Raw genomic sequence first — 15,582 nt, forward strand, 5'->3', positions numbered from 1 at the left:
TGCGAAGAACTGCACCGGCGAACAAATCGCCGACTGTGCTTATCGCCGCTTTCGCGGCCTGCCTAGAATGACTGATCCATTTCCTGCTTTCGGGCTTGTCTCATGTCTTCGCGCCGCTTTCCGTTGCTGCTCGTTGGCGCTTTTCTTGCGCTCTATTTGATCTGGGGTTCAACCTACTTCGTGATCAAGCTTGGCGTCCAGGCGTGGCCGCCTATGCTGCTGGCAGGGCTGCGGTTTCTCATTGCCGGTAGCCTGATGTTTGCCTGGCTGCGCTTGCGCGGTGTGCCAATGCCCACCGCAGAGGAATGGCGATCGTGCGCCATCGTAGGTTTTCTTCTGCTCAGTTGTGGGAATGGCGGGGTGACCGTCGCCGAGCACCTCGGGGTTGCGTCGGCGGTGGCGGCGTTGGCGATTGCAACGGTGCCGCTTTTTGCGTTGCTGTTCGGCTTGATCTGGGGCCAGCGAACCGCGGGGCTGGAGTGGGGCGGAATCCTGTTGGGACTGGCCGGCATCGGCTTGCTCAACCTCGGGCATAACCTGCAGGCCAGCCCGCTGGGCGCGGTGATCGTATTGCTCGCGGCCGCAAGTTGGGCACTCGGATCGATGTGGAGTCGCCAGCTCAGGTTGCCCGACGGCGCAATGGCGAGCGCAGCGCAAATGCTTGTCGGCGGCGCCGTGCTTCTATTGGGTAGCGTGATCAGCGGAGAACGGCTGCAGCAGATGCCGAACTTGGCAGGCTGGCTTGCGTTGCTCTATCTGACATTGCTCGGCTCCATTGTTGCCTTCAGCGCCTATCTCTACTTGCTCAAACACGTGCGCCCGGCCGCGGCCACCAGCTACGCCTACGTGAATCCTGTAGTGGCCGTACTGCTGGGCATTACCTGCGCAGGCGAGCGCATTGGCGCCGAGGAATGGCTGGCGATGACGGTGATCGTCAGTGCGGTGGTATTGATCGGGTTGCCACAATGGCGCCGGCCAAAAGCGCCTGCCGCAGCGAAGCCGGTCTGAGCCGCTGTTCTGAACTGCCGTGTAGCTACTTTCGGTTGTATGATGACTTGCCTTGGGGTGATCAAACCAGTCGGCTCGAGGTCTGAATGCTAGTCAGTCCATGCCACGCGCTGGACGCCACGCTCGGTTAACGCATCTCCCTTACCGTTCCCCACTCCACAGGCGACCCGATGTCTGCTGCGAAACAACCGGCTTCAAACGACACTTTTTTCATCCTGTCGCTGGTGGTGTTCAACTTCATTTCGTTCATCTCCATCGGAATTCCCCTGGCTTCGTTGCCGGGGTTTATTCATGAAAATCTCGGGTTCACCACTGCTGTTGCTGGGATCGTAATCGGCGCTCAGTACCTCATTACCTTGCTGTGTCGCCCGCTTGCCGGAAGGCTTGCGGATGAGCGGGGCGCAAAGAAGACTGTGTTGATCGGGATGGTGTCCGGCTTGCTAAGCGGGCTGTTGCTACTCGCTTCAGCGCTGTTGGAATCCTGGCCGATGGCGAGTATCGCCGTGATGGTGGGCAGCCGGGTGATTCTCGGCTTCGCTCAGAGCCTGATCGGCATTTCCGCAATCAGCTGGGGCATCAGCCGGTTAGGCGCGGAAAGCACGGCGCGCATGATTTCCTGGAATGGCGTGGCGGCGTATGGCGGCGTCGGTATTGGCGCACCGCTGGGCGTGTTTCTGACCCAATCTTTGGGGCTGTGGAGTCTGGGTGTCGTGACGATGGCGCTTGCTGCGACAGGCCTGGCATTGGCCTGGCGGCGCGGTGATGCACCGCTGAATCCGGGCAAGCGCTTACCGTTCGGCAAGGTGCTGTGGAAGGTCGCACCACCCGGCATCAGCCTGGCCTTAGCGACGATCGGTTACGGCACGCTGACGGCTTTTATCGCGCTGTATTACAACGCTCGCGGCTGGGATGGTGCGGCCTGGTGCCTGACAGCGTTCGCCTTTGCCTTTATCGCGACGCGCTTGTTGTTCCCTAATCTGATCAATCGCGTGGGCGGTTATTCAGTGGCGATGGTGTGCCTGGTGGTCGAGATATTCGGGCTGCTGTTGCTCTGGTTGGCAGAGGCGCCGAGCTTCGCTCTGGCTGGTTCGGCGTTGACTGGCTGCGGCCTTTCTTTGCTTTATCCAGCGCTGGGGGTTGGGGTCGTGTCACGCGTAGGCGTCGCCAACCGCAGCTCGGGCCTCAGCGTCTTCGCGATGTTCTTCGACCTGTCGTTGGGCCTGTCGGGCGCAATCATGGGGCTATTGGCCGCTTATATCGGCATGCAGAGCATTTTCCTTGGTGCTGCGGCTGTAGCGGTCGGCGCACTCGGGATCGTCTGGCTGTTGCTCCGCCAGGAGCGCGCGACTCAGCTGTGAGCAGTGACGCAACTGCGGCACACTCCCGTTCAGGCCAGCTCACTCCGGCGCTACAGGCTCCATTGACGACCCGGTGGGTTCTGCCTGCCCAAGCGAAATATTGCCAAGATCAGCCTGCAGCTTGCTCAGGTAGTGCAGGAAATTGACGCTGTCATCGAAGCTGAAGCCTTTCATGCCCTGCTGATAAAAATCCTGGATCCGCTGCTGCAGCGCTTCCCAGTAAGTGCGTCCCGGCGCGGTCAGCCTGACCAGCCGCGCACGCCCGTCGTCGGGATGCGGCACGCGCTCGACATGGCCGTCGCGCTCCATGCGTTTCAGAACGCCGTCCAGGCTCTGGCGGCTGACCACCAGATACTCGGTCAGCTGATTAAAGGAGATTCCCTCGTCGTAGCCTGGACGGGACAACGCGCCGAGCACCGCCCACTGCACGGTACTGATGCCCATCTCTTTCTGCACTTGCCGCTGCAACACGTTGCCGGTCTGAAACAACCGGAAGAAAAGCCGGTTGGGAATGCTCTTGGTTTCAATCGCGGACATCGGAATTCCTAGCAGGATGGCGGTAAGTCAGTCGGAACGCGCTACCTGGGTATGCATTCACGGGCGATGATATTTTTCATGATCTGCGCCGTGCCGTCACCAATCTGCAGCCCCAGCACGTCCCGCATGCGCTGCGAGAAGGGCAGATCCTCGCCCCAGCCTGTATGACCGTGGGCAAGCATGCACTGCTTCACGACATCGAACGCGAGTTTTGGTCCCCACCATTTATTCATTGCCGCTTCAGCGTTGTGGCGCTGCCCTGAATCCTTTAACCAGAGTGCGTAATAGCATTGCAGCCGCGCGGCCTGCACGTAGGTCTGGTACTCGGCCAGCGGATGCGTAAGGCCTTGAAAGGCGGAGAGCTTTTGCCCGAAGGCATCGCGCTCGGTCAGCCATTGCCAGGTTTCGTCCAGCGATTGCTGGGCCGTGGCCAGGCACTGCAGGCCGATCAGCGCGCGGCTGTAGTCGAACCCCTGCATGACCTGCTTGAAGCCCTGGCCCTCATCACCCAGGCGATGGCTGGCCGGCACCCGGACGTTGTCGAAGAAGATCGAGCCACGACCGATGCAGCGCTGGCCGGCATCATCGAAACGGGTGGTGCTGATGCCGGGCGAGTCCATCGGGACGAGGAAGGCGCTGATGCCGTTGGCGCGCGATTCCTGCGTGCCCGTGCGGGCAAACACCACCGCCACGTCCGCCTGGTCAGCCATAGAAATCGAGGTCTTTTCGCCGTTGAGGATGTAACCGTCGACGCTGTGTTCGGCCTTGAGGCGTAGGTTCGCCGCATCCGAGCCGCCGCTGGGTTCGGTCAGGGCAATGCACACGACCTTGCGGCCGGCGGTGATTTCGCCGAGCCACTCGCGCGCCAGTTCAGGCGCGGCATGCTGCGCGATGATCTGGCCATTGAGTGAAGCCAGTAACGGGATGTAGCCCACGTTGAAGTCGCCGCGGGAGATCTCTTCGATGATGATGCCGGCCGTGACGCAATCCAGACCGCTGCCGCCGAACGCCTCCGGCAGTTCGCCACCCAGCAGGCCCATTCCCCCCATCTGCTCGATCAGCGACCGCTCGATACATCCTTCGCGTTCACGACGTCGGTAGCCGGGCATGAGCACATCGGCACTGAAGCGTGCCACGCTGTCGCGAATGGCGGTTTGATGCTCGTTGAAACCGAAATTCATGGGGTTCTCCAGCCAGAAGCCTGTGGCAGGAGCCGGTCTCCCGGCTCCGTGCGGATGCGTTACTTGTAGAACTGACGGAAGTTCGGCTTGCGCTTTTCCTTGAACGCCGCGGTCCCTTCCTTGGCTTCGTCGGTGTCGTAGTACAGGCTCAGCGCCTGCATCCCGAGCCCGCCGATCCCGCCAATATTGGCGCTGTCGGCATTGAACGAGCGCTTGGCGATGGAGAGGGCGGTCGGGCTCTTTTCCAGAATTTCGTCGCACCACTTACTCACTTCGGCATCGAGTTCAGCGTGGGGCACCACGGCGTTGACCAGGCCCCAGTCATACGCTTGCTGCGCGCTGTATTTACGGCACAGGTACCAAATCTCCCGGGCGCGTTTCTCGCCGATCACCCGGCTGAGGTATGCGGTGCCATAGCCGGGATCGACCGAGCCGACCTTTGGGCCGACCTGGCCGAAGATGGCGTTTTCAGAGGCGATGCTCAGGTCGCAGACCACATGGAGTACGTGCCCGCCGCCAATGGCGAATCCATTGACCCGCGCGATGACGGGCTTGGGCACTTCGCGAATCAGATTCTGCAACTCTTCGACAGGCAGTCCGATCAGGCCGCGACCGTCGTATTGGCCCTCATGCGCACCTTGATCCCCGCCCGTGCAGAAGGCTTTGTCGCCGGCGCCGGTGAATACGATGACGCCAATGGCCTTGTTCCAACCGGCCCGGTTGAAGGCGTCGAGCAGCTCCATGCAGGTCTGGCCGCGAAACGCGTTGTAGCGCTCCGGGCGGTTGATGGTGATGGTCGCGACGCCGTCGGCTTCGCTGTAGAGGATGTCTTCGTAGTTCATGTTGAGCTCCTGTTCAGCCAGCCATGGTCAGTCCGCCGGACACGCTGATGACCTGTCCAGTAATGAAGTCGGCATCGTCGCTAGCAAGCAAACAGACGATGCCGGGATAGTCTTCCGGTTGGCCAAGACGACGCTTGGGAACGGCGTTCTTGAACGCTTCAAGCAGCTTCTCCGGATTGTTCGACGTGGCCGCCACGCTTTTCAGCAGCGCGGTATCGGTGGGGCCGGGGCAGACGACGTTGAAATTGATGTTCTTGCTGGCCAGCTCCCGCGCCAAGGTCTTCGACAGCCCGATCAAGCCCGCTTTGCATGCGGCGTAGACCGCTTCCCCCGAGGAGCCGACGCGCGCGGCATCGGAGGCAATGTTGATGACCTTGCCGCCGCCGGCTTCGAGCATTTTCGGCAGCACCACGTGGTGCATGTTGAGCGCGCCGGTCAGGTTGATATCGATCAGCTGCTGCCACATGCCTGGCTCGGTCTTGAGAAACGGCATGAAGCGGTCGAAGCCCGCATTGTTGACGAGCACGGTTGGCACACCCAGGTCGCGTCCAATCTTTTCTACCGTTTCGACGATAGCGGCGTAGTCGGTAATGTCCGCGGCATAGGCCACTGCGTTGCCGCCGGCTTCGGTGACAAGCTCGGCTGTGCTCTGCGCAGCTGCTTCGTCACGATCGAGCACCGCGACTCGGCTGCCCTCGGCGGCAAAGCGCAGGCAGAGCGCGCGGCCAATGCCACCGCCACCGCCCGTGATGATCACGGTTTTTCCAGATAGGCCTTTCATATCGGATCTCCAGCGAATGCAAAGGGAAGGGGTGTTCAGGCGGGCTTGGCGGCCGGGAGGCTGATGCCTTTGGCCTGCTCACGCAGTTTGAATTTCTGGATCTTCCCGGACGGTGTGCGTGGCAATGCAGGCAGCACTTCGAGGTATTCCGGTAAGTAGTTGCGGGTCAGGCGCTGCTCCGTGAGGAAGCGGACTACATCCTGCAGGCTGAGCGACTGATGCCCGTCATGGAGGGTGACGTACGCGCAAAGCCGCTCGCCCAGACGGTCATCAGGGCAGCCCACCAGCGCGACTGCAGAAATCGCGGGGTGTTTGTAGAGCAGGTTTTCGATTTCCACGACCGGTACGTTTTCGCCACCGCGGATTACCACGTCTTTCGTGCGACCCGTGATTCGGATGTAGCCTTCAGCGTCCATCCGCGCCAGGTCGCCGGTGGGAAACCAGCCGTCGTCATCGACGTTGTACAGATCCGGGCGCTTGAGGTAACCGATGAACAGGCTGGCGCCCCGAACGAGCAGGTTGCCTTCGGTGCCGCGCAGTACGTCTTCGCCCGTCTCATCGACCACGCGCACTTCCATATGGGGCACTGCGACGCCGTCGCTGTTGATCGCGCGCTCCGGCTCGTCTTCGGGCCGGGTCATGGTTACGGCGCCGTTCTCGGTCATCCCCCACGCGGAGACAATCTTGGCCTGGATGGCGGCAGCCGCACGCTCCACCAGCGCGCCCGGTATTGGCGCGCCGGCGGAGACGAAGACACGCAACGAGGACAATTCTTCTGGGTGCTGTGGCGCAATCTCGATCAGGTCCGCCAGAAAGGGTGTCGACGCCATGGTGAAGGTTGGTCGTTCGGCCTTGGCGACCTTGACGGCAAACGCTGGGTCCCATACGTCCTGCAGTACAGACGCGCTTTTCAGGTAGATGGGCATCATCAGGCCGTAGAGGTAGCCGGTCTGATGAGCCAGCGGTGACGCCATGAACATGATGTCGTCGCTGCCCAGATGCAGGCGTTCGGCGTAGGGACGGATATTGCTGAACAGCGTATTGCTGCTGTGCAGAACGCCCTTGGGCTCGCCCGTAGTACCGGATGTGTAAAGCAGCTGGACGACGTCATCGCCGTGCGGCTTCCGCTCGGCGAATAGCACTTGGGTGTCGGTTTCCTCTTCCCACGCGCGATCCAGCAGCACCCGCTGGAAGGAACGACTCTCATCGTCGCTGTCGATTACCAGTACATGCTCGAGCGCCGGTAGTTCGGTGCGTAGCCCGTCCACCATCGCGGCGTAATCGAAGCCGCGGAATGTCTGCGGTACAACCAATACGCGGCTCTGCGCATAGCCCAGCATGAAGCGCAGCTCGTGCTCGCGAAAAATCGGCATCAACGGATTGAGCACCGCGCCGATGCGTACACACGCCAGGTGCAGGGCGGTCATTTCCCACCAATTGGGCAACTGGCAGGACACCACCGCACCTTTGCTGACACCGAGCGCCGCCAGGCCGGCGGCCATGCGCCGAACCACGTGATCAAGTTCGGCATAGCTGAACGCGCGTCGCACATTCTGGTTTACGCGGTACGCGATGAGGGCTGGAGCGTCGGCCCTGCTTGCTACCGCCAAATCCAGATAGTCAGTAATGATCATGTCATTCCAGGCGCCGGCTTTGATCATTGATGCGCGACGTTCGGATGGCACCGTTGCGGTGATATTCATGAACTATTCCACCTATATCGTTCGATTACGTTGTTCTTATAGTGGGCGAAGGAAACGTCTGATCGCTGGAACAGAAAATAGGCCTGACTTATCGATATGTCAACATGTTGTCCTTTGTAGCTAGGTCAGGCTTGGTGTTGATGTTCAGATGCTTGAGCGCAGGGCGGTCCGGCACGCTTCCGCAAGAAAAGCGCGTCTGATCCGTGCGAGAAAATTGAGGGCGAAGGGTGACAAGCCTAGGTCGATGGCAACATAGCGGAGCCGGCTGACTAGGTTTCAAATGATCGAATAGCCAGTCGCTTACTCATGCTGAACGCGATGCAGGGCCGTACTGGGATTTCGAGTAAATCGGAGTCGAACGGCCTCTCGCCGGCTGTTCTAAAGCTGCGCCTGGCTGAGGGGGAGGGAGGGTGATGGCGTGGGGGCACCGAACGTTGAGCCCGCAGGTGCGGCACGTCCGTGGGGGCGGCGGGTTAGTGTTTAGGCCCCCGGGGTGTCTCGATCGTTACCGCCCGGCTGCGCAGAACCCGAGGTCCATCGACGCCCGTCTCGCCAATGCAGCTGCGCTCGGGCGAGAGTCGTCTCTACTGCGCCGTAGCTGCCGCCAGAACTCCAGCGGCTGCTTCGCACTGAGGTCTGTTTGCTTCACCAGGCTTTCCAGGGTTTTGCTGCTCATACGGCCTCCAATATCTCGGTCGAGTGGTTGGTGGTCCTTGGATAAGTCGCATCCTTGCGCCAGCCGTCGCGGCTTTCCATGGAGCTGAGACTGCCCGGAATGGATTACAGAATGTTGACAAGCAGTATAAAATCTCACAGTGGAGACGAACGGTTAGATGAGCGTCGCCGTGCCATGTTTATAACTCCCTAGTGCGTGCCGGCCTATAAGCGGCGCCAATACTGATGTTGCCGATTCGTTGCTATTGAAGTGCAATCATGTGCTGCGCTACATAGTTATAACCAGTGTTACTGGATGGCCTTTGGCGGCAATTAACCGTTCATCGTAGAACTCAAGATTTTTCGAACTATCCGCCGGTTGATGGCCTCGGAGATAGTGAGGCGGTTGTAATGCATCCGCCGCTTTGTTCAATAGTAAAACCAAGTAACTGGAGAGATCTCATGTCGAATGATAAGAGCGGAAATCCGGGTAACTTTGCCAACGATCGCGAGAAGGCTTCCGAAGCTGGGCAAAAGGGCGGCCATAACAGCGGCGGCAACTTTGCCAACGATCCGCAGCGCGCCTCTGAAGCTGGCCAGAAAGGCGGTCAGAACAGTGGTGGCAACTTCGCCAACGATCCACAGCGTGCATCCGAAGCTGGGCAGAAAGGCGGCCAGAATAGCGGCGGCAACTTTGCCAATGATCGCGAAAAGGCCTCCGAAGCCGGTAAGAAAGGTGGCCAGAACAGCCACGGCGGTGGCCGTAGCTCTTGATGAGCTAGCGGTTCGTTAGCACCGATAAGACGGGGCCCATTTATATGGGCTCCGTCTTTTTATTGCCTGGTTAGTAGTGTGCCTTATTTCACGTCTTTTATTCTTTTCTTATATATAGATATAACGTCGATATTATATCCAAGCTGCGTTGCGTTAATTATATCGAGCGTACTGCTATTATTTTCCTCTTATAGAGGCAGTGTGCCCGTTCTGATATAAGTCACTGGTAGAGGCAGCGCCCGGCTTCGAAAGTGCCGAGGTTCGTATTCATAAATATCGAGACAATTAACTCAGGCACCCGCAATGGAGGATGTCTATGGCTGAAGGTAGCCAGCCTGGCGATCTGGAGCAGGTGATCGACGAGATCATCAGTCTCGGCGATGACCGCGACACGGTCGCCGTCAGTGATATGCAGGATTGCCTCGGCCAACGAAGTTTCGGCCCTTTCCTGTTCGTTCCAGCGATCATCGAAATCAGCCCGATTGGTGGCGTGCCCGGTGTCCCGACGTTACTCGCATTGATCGTCGCGCTATTTGCCATCCAGATGCTGTTTGGACGCGAGCATTTCTGGGTCCCGGGGTTTTTGAGCCACCGCGCGGTCAGCGCCAAGAAGCTCGAGAAGGGCCTGAACAAAATTCGGCCGGTAATTCGGTGGCTGGACAAAATCAGCCGTGAGCGATTCAGCTGGGCTATCAGCAAAGGGTTTCTTCGCGTATTGGCCGTGCTCTGCGTGATGCTGGCCACGTCCGTCCCGCCGCTTGAGCTGCTGCCATTCGCCAGCACGGCGCCGTTCTCAGCGATCGCATTGTTCGGCCTTGGCATCACCACGCGCGACGGACTGTTGGTCGTTCTGGGCCTGGTCGTTACCCTGGGAGCGTTTGTGCTGGTCGGGACGGGATTGACCGGCTAACGGACCGCGCCCGCTGGCCCCAAACGGGGCCGCTTCTCACGCCGCTAGCGTTCTTCTTTCGGTTGATCCAGGTGCGCCGTGCGCGTGGGCGTCGGCCCGGGCCCGCGAGCATAAAGGCGCGTCAGCGGCGCCGCGGTGACGCCGTGCAGCAGGATCGAGGCAAAGATCACCGCACTGGCGGCGTGCCAGAAGAGAGGGTCCTGCAGATGGCTATGTGCGAGCGCGGCGTAGTAAATGGCGGCGATACCCACCGGGCCGAACCAGCCGAGGAACGCGGTATCTTGCCTGTTAAGCAGCGGTTGCCAGGTGGGCGCCAGCGCCATCAGGACCGGTAAGCGTCGCAAGAGCAGGATCAGCAGAGTCAGCCAGAACAATGGCCAGCCCAGCGAGGCCCATTCGGTCAGCGGCAGGGCGATTCCGAAGATGACGAACATGGGAAGCGTGAACAGCTTGGCGACCGCTTCCTGAATGTTCTCTTCCTCGTGCTCTTCTTCCCGGTCGCTGAACAGGTTGAACAACAAGCCCGCCGCGAACACGGCCATCACGCCATCGGTATGCAGCAGCTCGGCCAGCCCCAGCGTAAGAAGTGAGAACGCAACGGTGTAGCCGAGAAGCGAGGTTCCGTCGACCAGACCGTGGCGCTCGGCCAAGGCCAGCAGCTTCGCCGCGAGCAAGCCGATCACGGCGCCCAGCACAACCGCGCCGATCACGCCGATGAGTACGGATTCCACCAGCCAGCGCGACATTGCCTGGTCTGGTGCATGGCTGATCATCAGGATCGGCAGCATGACGAACATATAGGCGAGCCCGTCATTACTTCCCGATTCGGCCGACAGCGTGTCCCGCAGGCGCAGCGGTAAATGCTGTTTGGCAAACTTGCCGGTAACGATAGAGCTCGCGACGACAGGGTCGGTAGGCGTCACGATGGCGCCCAGTAGGAGTGCAGCCCAAACCGACAAACCAAGCAGCCAGCCGGCCAACGCCGACGACACGATCCACATGCCGAGCATGCCCAACGTCACCAATACGGCTATGGGGCGCAGCAAGGCCCTGATCGCGGCGCGTTTGAGCCGGAGCGCCACGCCCATCAGGCCAATGGCCAAGGTGAGGCGGGCGGCTTGTTCGAGAATACTGTGGGGGTCGCCCCAGCGTGCCAGATCCAGCCAGGCCAACCCATACGGGCCGACACCAAGACCGATCAGCACGGCAATGACCGACTCGGAGACCGGGCTGCGCTTGATGAGCGCTGAGAACAGCGCCACACCGACCGCGACGCTGCCCATGATGGCAAGGGCAAGGTTCAACTGGTTCATGACCGGTCCTGTGTTGCCTATGAACCTACTGCGAGCCATGCCGCACGGATTCGTTCCGCCAATCAGCCCCGAGCGCGTTTCATGCAGGCCAGGTGCCGGTCATTGACCCGGTTGGCAAACCAGGCGGTGGTCAGGTTGCGCGTGATCTTAGGGCTTTCCAGACGGATACCGGGAAGCACCGCCCGAGGCAGCGGTTTGCCCACGCGCTTTTCGGCCAGTGCAAAAACGCGCTCATAGAGCGAGGTCTTCTCGAAGCCGTGGGTATCGCCGCGCTCCAGCGCGTTGCGAATCGCGGTTTCACTCATATCCAGTTTGCCGGCCAGTGAACGCACCGCCCGCTCGGTTTGCCCAGCCTTGCTGCTGCCATGAATGATCAGATCGCCGTCGAGCGCCAGCTTCGTGCCGCTGGCACGCGCCACTGCGTTCTGAAACGCCGCGTTGCGACTGGCATACCAGCCCGCGTTGAAGTCGGCGAAGCGATACAGCGGTTGGGTATAGCTGGCGGGATAGTCCAGCAGGTGGGCGATGCCGAAATACATTCCGCCGCGGCGGGTGAATACTTCGTCGCGGATCGAGCCCTGGTACTCAAACGGATAGTCCCACCGGCGGTCTTCGGCGAACTTGATGCTGACCTGCATCGGCCCGCCGGTCTTCACCGGATTGAGCGTACCGAACAGCTGTTTGCCGAGCGGCATGATGCTGAGGAAGTCATCGAAGATCGCGCTCAGCTGTTCCTCGGTGCGCACCGCATTCAGCCGTTCGCTATAGGTCTTGCCGTTGGGCGAGCGAACGTCCAGCGCGGCGTTGACCACAAAGCGGGGAACATGCAGCCGCGAGGCGCGCCGGTAGATTTCTTCACGGGCGATCTTGGCCAGGCCAGGCACGGGAGGTGTCGCCTGGAAGGTGGACTCCTGAACCGTGACGGCAAGCACCGAGCAGATGTTCTCGTTGTTAGGCGTGATCTCGAGTGCATCGAATGCGGCGTAGATGTCGCCCGCCCAGCCTTTGCGGTCGGGAATGCTGGATGGGATCAGCTGAACAATCTTGGCTTTGACCTCGTCCGGTCGGGGCGCTGGCGTCTCGGGTTGCTGCGTACCGCAACCAGCCAACCCCAGCAGCACGAGCGCGCTGGTGCACGCAAGCGTACGGCGCATGACGCGCCGGACGATCGCCCGCTGCGACGATTCGTTTGGTGAGAGAACCCTGGCCGAAGCCTGTTGGTGATGGAAATGAAAGGTCATGCCGTCCCGTTTGCCTTGAGCTGTGGGGGTTGGACAATAAAACAAACGAAGCTGCTGCGCAGACTGCGCGATTGCGAACGCCCAGCTAAAGCGGCTCGATGACTGAACTCGCTCGGCATGCGCTGGCCGAATTCAAACCAATCCATCGGTGCGCGGCTTTTGCTGGCGGCGCCTGCAATCGAGACCGATTCATGACCGACAAAAACTTCGATATTCGGCGACTGGAACGCTACGACAACAGTACCAACGAGTACCTGCTGGCCATCATCACGGATGAAGACCATGCCTCCCAGGTTGAGCTGGGCGATGGTCAGGTTACCTGGCAGTCGACGTTGCGCCATGATCGGCTCTATCGCCATGTGGACGCCGAAACCGGCAAGCCTCGTTATCGTTTCGAGGATATTCCGGAGGAGCATGGCGGTGAGTTCCGGCTGATCAGCCTGTTCGCCGAGGGCGGGCGAGGTGCCGAGTTTTCTGAGTTGGTAATGTTCGGCAAACGCCTCGTGACCTTCGATGATCGAACCGGGCTGGTCTGCGAGATTCGCGATCAGCATCAGCTGGTGCCGCGTCAGATCCTCATGACGGGCAGCGGTGACGAAGCCTTCAAAGGCTTCAAGAGCGAATGGGCGACGCTGTGGGACGATCAGCTGCTGATCGGCAGTCACGGCAAGCGGCCAACCGAGGAGTGGGTGAAGCTCATCGACCGTCACTACGGCGTGCGCAGCGTCAATTGGGCAGATCGTTATCAGCGTATCCGCGACGCGCTGGGCATCGGGCCGGACGGCTATGTCATACACGAGGCGGTTGAATGGCACCCATATCGCCGTGAATGGCTGTTCTTCCCACGAAAGATATCTACCTTGCCGTTCGATGTGGCGGTGGACGAGCGCGAGCGCGGCGCCAACACCCTGATCATTGCCAGCGAAGATTTCAGCGAGATTCGAACCCTGCAGGTCGGCGACCGTACTCCCGAGCGGGGCATCTCCTCGTTCAAAATCCTGCCGGGCCATCCGGACGAATGTATCGGCCTGAAGAGTGTTGAGATCGGCAATCGCACCGAAAGCTACCTGTTCTGCTTCAACCTGGATGGAGAAGTTCTGCAGGACGACATTTTCATCGGCGACTACAAATGCGAGGGGCTGGAAATTCTCTGATGCGCATATGTCGTTTTATGGCAGATGGGGCGGGCACTCCGACGCTCTTCAGGGGTCAATCGAGCTGCCTGATGTTCAACCTGACATAGCGCTGGGCTGAGGCGGCCCGCGCGCTCTAGGAGGTTCCATGCGTCTTGCTTATTTAGCGCCTGCGGTGCTTGGTTTGTTTTTGGTGGGCTGCGGCCCTGATGAACCGGACGATGTCGATCCGCCGCCGGCGACGACTGAACAACCGCAGGCGCCGGTCACACCGCCTGTCGGCACCACGCCACCGGCTAGCAACGGCGCTGGCGGCGACGTCGAACCGACCCGTTAAGCGACCCGTATTCCCAGCTGCACGTAAAGGAAACACGTGAATAGTCAGCTGATGAGTAAACACGGATTTATCGTTAGCCTTGAGTTGTTTCGCGCCTGAGCGGGTAGAGCCCATCAGGCGCCTTTCTATTCTCGTTCCTTTGCAGGAACAACCGCGCCACACAAGACTAAGCCCGTCATTCGGCACCATGACCCGGCTTGTTTTCGGCTACGCTGAGACGTCTTGAAATAGCCGCGACGAACCCTCCATGCACCCGCAGAACATGACACAACGGCACGCTGATTCGGGCTCCGCTTTCTGGCGGGACTCGGCGCTGCCGTTCATCGAGGCGCGTACCGTCGCGGATGGGCGTCGCGTCTGTTACGCCAGACACAGTCACGAAACCTTCTCAGTGGGGCTGATCGACAGCGGCTCAAGCAGCTATATCAACGGTTGTCATGAAACTCGTATCGACGCAGGGACGCTGGTGCTGATGAATCCCGGTGATGTACATGCCTGCAATCCGATCGAGGACCAGCCTTGGGCGTATCGCATGCTGTACGTGGATGCCGAATGGCTTGGCGAACTGCAGGCCGAGCTAGGCGTGGGCTGGGCTGGGTTTCGGCGCTTCACACCGGTCATGACGCGCGATCCGCAGTTGCGCGAAGGGTTCAAGCGCTTCCATGCCGTTCTGATCGATGACCAGGCGGAGCCGCTAGAAAAATCCGGCGCGGCGATCGAGTTCTTCAGCGCCATGCACCGACGGTTAGGGATGGAGCCGGCCGCGCCTGTAAGTGAGCCAAAGCTAGGTTGCGCGGCGGAGTTCATTGCCACGAACTATCAGCGACCGATCAAGCTGGAGGAGATCTGTGCGACGGTCGGGGTGTCGCCGTCCAGCCTGATTCGAGCCTTCAAGAAGCATTACGGCATGACACCTCACGCCTATCTCACCAACCGCCGGGTGCAGTTCGCGCGCGCTGAACTGCGTCGCGGGCTGCCTATTGCGGACGTGGCGCTGGCCGCGGGTTTTGCCGATCAGGCGCATCTGCAGCGGGCGTTCAAACAGTTGCTGGCGGCGACGCCCGGCCATTACCGTGGCCAGCGCCGCGCCTAGCGCGAGCCCGATCCGAGAGGGCGCCCAATCCTCTTAGGGCAGCACGAGATAGGCCGCACAGGCAGCCAGCAGCGCCGCCATTGCCCGGTTGAACAACCGCATCCGCCCAGGGTTGTTCAGGTACTGCTGGAGAAACGTACCGGCGTAGGCCCAGCAGGCCAGCGAGACGTAACAGATCACGAAATAAATCACGGCGAAACGCCCTACCGATAGCGCATCGCCCGCAGCGGCGAACAACCCCATGCCAGCCACCGAGGCTAGCCAGGCCTTCGGGTTCAGCCACTGCATCATTGCCCCGTACAGCATCGTCGGCGGCAGGGTCGGTTTGTCGGTGCTCAGCCGGCCATCGTCCCGTGCAAGCCGATAGGCCATGTACAGCAGGAACAGCACGCCGGCGAGACGGATGGATTGGGTCAGCCAGGGCCAGCGGTTCAGCAGCTCACTGAGCCCAAGACCGATCAGCAGCAACAGCAGGGTGAAGCCGAGGGTTGCACCGCTGACGTGGCGCATGGCGGCGCGCAGGCCGAATTGCGCGCCCGCAGTAAGCGCAACGATGTTCACCGGGCCGGGTGTGATGGAGGAGGCCAGCGCAAAGGCGGCCATGGACAGCAACAGGCTCATCGAAAGCCCTTGTTTCACGCAGGGATGACTGCGCGACGATAGGCGCGGACGTTGTGCCCGGTATTGAAGAAAATGCGCACCCGTGCGTATCAAGCC

Annotated in this window: 15 protein-coding genes and 2 pseudogenes; 8 read left to right on the forward strand and 9 right to left on the reverse strand. The window is 60.6% G+C overall.

All coding sequences use genetic code 11. The features are described 5' to 3' along the window. The first annotated feature begins 102 nt into the window (after positions 1-102). A complete protein-coding gene (yedA, locus tag K4O48_RS08885; protein ID WP_222911650.1) occupies positions 103-1,008 on the forward strand; it encodes a drug/metabolite exporter YedA in 906 nt (301 codons plus the stop codon). 170 nt (positions 1,009-1,178) lie between these two features. Continuing rightward, entirely contained in the window at positions 1,179-2,366 is a 1,188-nt protein-coding gene (locus K4O48_RS08890) for an MFS transporter (protein ID WP_222911651.1), read from the forward strand. Between the two features lie 39 nt (positions 2,367-2,405). Here K4O48_RS08890 and K4O48_RS08895 read toward each other — a convergent pair whose 3' ends face one another. The 6 genes from K4O48_RS08895 to K4O48_RS08920 all read right to left on the reverse strand — a co-directional run bounded on the left by K4O48_RS08895 (position 2,406) and on the right by K4O48_RS08920 (position 8,086). Continuing rightward, the gene (locus K4O48_RS08895) at positions 2,406-2,903 is read right to left on the reverse strand and encodes a MarR family winged helix-turn-helix transcriptional regulator (RefSeq protein ID WP_222911652.1); all 498 of its coding nucleotides are present in this window, start codon (positions 2,901-2,903) and stop codon (positions 2,406-2,408) included. 41 nt (positions 2,904-2,944) lie between these two features. Beyond that, a complete protein-coding gene (aliB, locus tag K4O48_RS08900; protein ID WP_222911653.1) occupies positions 2,945-4,084 on the reverse strand; it encodes a cyclohexanecarboxyl-CoA dehydrogenase in 1,140 nt (379 codons plus the stop codon). A 59-nt stretch (positions 4,085-4,143) separates the two neighbouring features. After that, positions 4,144-4,926: an enoyl-CoA hydratase-related protein gene (locus tag K4O48_RS08905; protein WP_073299610.1), complete on the reverse strand. Its 783-nt coding sequence runs from the start codon at positions 4,924-4,926 to the stop codon at positions 4,144-4,146. A gap of 13 nt (positions 4,927-4,939) precedes the next feature. Next, positions 4,940-5,707 (reverse strand): SDR family NAD(P)-dependent oxidoreductase, encoded by a 768-nt coding sequence (locus K4O48_RS08910; protein WP_222911654.1) that lies wholly within the window; start codon positions 5,705-5,707, stop codon positions 4,940-4,942. 35 nt (positions 5,708-5,742) lie between these two features. After that, positions 5,743-7,410 (reverse strand): cyclohexanecarboxylate-CoA ligase, encoded by a 1,668-nt coding sequence (locus K4O48_RS08915; RefSeq protein ID WP_222911655.1) that lies wholly within the window; start codon positions 7,408-7,410, stop codon positions 5,743-5,745. 505 nt (positions 7,411-7,915) lie between these two features. Next, positions 7,916-8,086, reverse strand: coding sequence for a hypothetical protein (locus K4O48_RS08920; RefSeq protein WP_222911656.1), 171 nt, complete (start codon positions 8,084-8,086; stop codon positions 7,916-7,918). Positions 8,087-8,526: 440 nt separating this feature from the next. On the opposite strand from K4O48_RS08920, the pseudogene K4O48_RS20705 reads away from it, so the two are divergent. The 3 genes and pseudogenes from K4O48_RS20705 to K4O48_RS08930 all read left to right on the forward strand — a co-directional run. Beyond that, positions 8,527-8,658 (forward strand): annotated as a pseudogene (locus tag K4O48_RS20705) (general stress protein); the annotation flags it as partial. Between the two features lie 15 nt (positions 8,659-8,673). Continuing rightward, positions 8,674-8,838: pseudogene (locus K4O48_RS20710) on the forward strand (general stress protein); the annotation flags it as partial. Positions 8,839-9,154: 316 nt separating this feature from the next. Then, positions 9,155-9,748: an exopolysaccharide biosynthesis protein gene (locus tag K4O48_RS08930; protein WP_222911658.1), complete on the forward strand. Its 594-nt coding sequence runs from the start codon at positions 9,155-9,157 to the stop codon at positions 9,746-9,748. 44 nt (positions 9,749-9,792) lie between these two features. Here K4O48_RS08930 and K4O48_RS08935 read toward each other — a convergent pair whose 3' ends face one another. Continuing rightward, positions 9,793-11,061, reverse strand: a complete 1,269-nt coding sequence (locus K4O48_RS08935) for a cation:proton antiporter (RefSeq protein ID WP_222911659.1) — start codon at positions 11,059-11,061, stop codon at positions 9,793-9,795. A gap of 62 nt (positions 11,062-11,123) precedes the next feature. Then, complete coding sequence (locus K4O48_RS08940; protein WP_222911660.1) at positions 11,124-12,215, reverse strand: DUF1615 domain-containing protein; 1,092 nt, start codon at positions 12,213-12,215, stop codon at positions 11,124-11,126. Between the two features lie 278 nt (positions 12,216-12,493). Between K4O48_RS08940 and K4O48_RS08945 the strand changes: the two genes are divergently transcribed. The 3 genes from K4O48_RS08945 to K4O48_RS08955 all read left to right on the forward strand — a co-directional run bounded on the left by K4O48_RS08945 (position 12,494) and on the right by K4O48_RS08955 (position 14,865). After that, positions 12,494-13,456: a hypothetical protein gene (locus K4O48_RS08945; protein ID WP_222911661.1), complete on the forward strand. Its 963-nt coding sequence runs from the start codon at positions 12,494-12,496 to the stop codon at positions 13,454-13,456. 127 nt (positions 13,457-13,583) lie between these two features. Continuing rightward, complete coding sequence (locus K4O48_RS08950) at positions 13,584-13,772, forward strand: hypothetical protein (RefSeq protein WP_222912183.1); 189 nt, start codon at positions 13,584-13,586, stop codon at positions 13,770-13,772. A gap of 247 nt (positions 13,773-14,019) precedes the next feature. After that, positions 14,020-14,865 (forward strand): AraC family transcriptional regulator, encoded by an 846-nt coding sequence (locus K4O48_RS08955; RefSeq protein WP_260523714.1) that lies wholly within the window; start codon positions 14,020-14,022, stop codon positions 14,863-14,865. 33 nt (positions 14,866-14,898) lie between these two features. Here K4O48_RS08955 and K4O48_RS08960 read toward each other — a convergent pair whose 3' ends face one another. Continuing rightward, positions 14,899-15,486 (reverse strand): LysE family translocator, encoded by a 588-nt coding sequence (locus K4O48_RS08960; protein ID WP_222911662.1) that lies wholly within the window; start codon positions 15,484-15,486, stop codon positions 14,899-14,901. Positions 15,487-15,582: the final 96 nt, after the last annotated feature.

The organism is Pseudomonas sp. DNDY-54 (assembly GCF_019880365.1).
Lineage (GTDB): Bacteria > Pseudomonadota > Gammaproteobacteria > Pseudomonadales > Pseudomonadaceae > Stutzerimonas > Stutzerimonas stutzeri_P.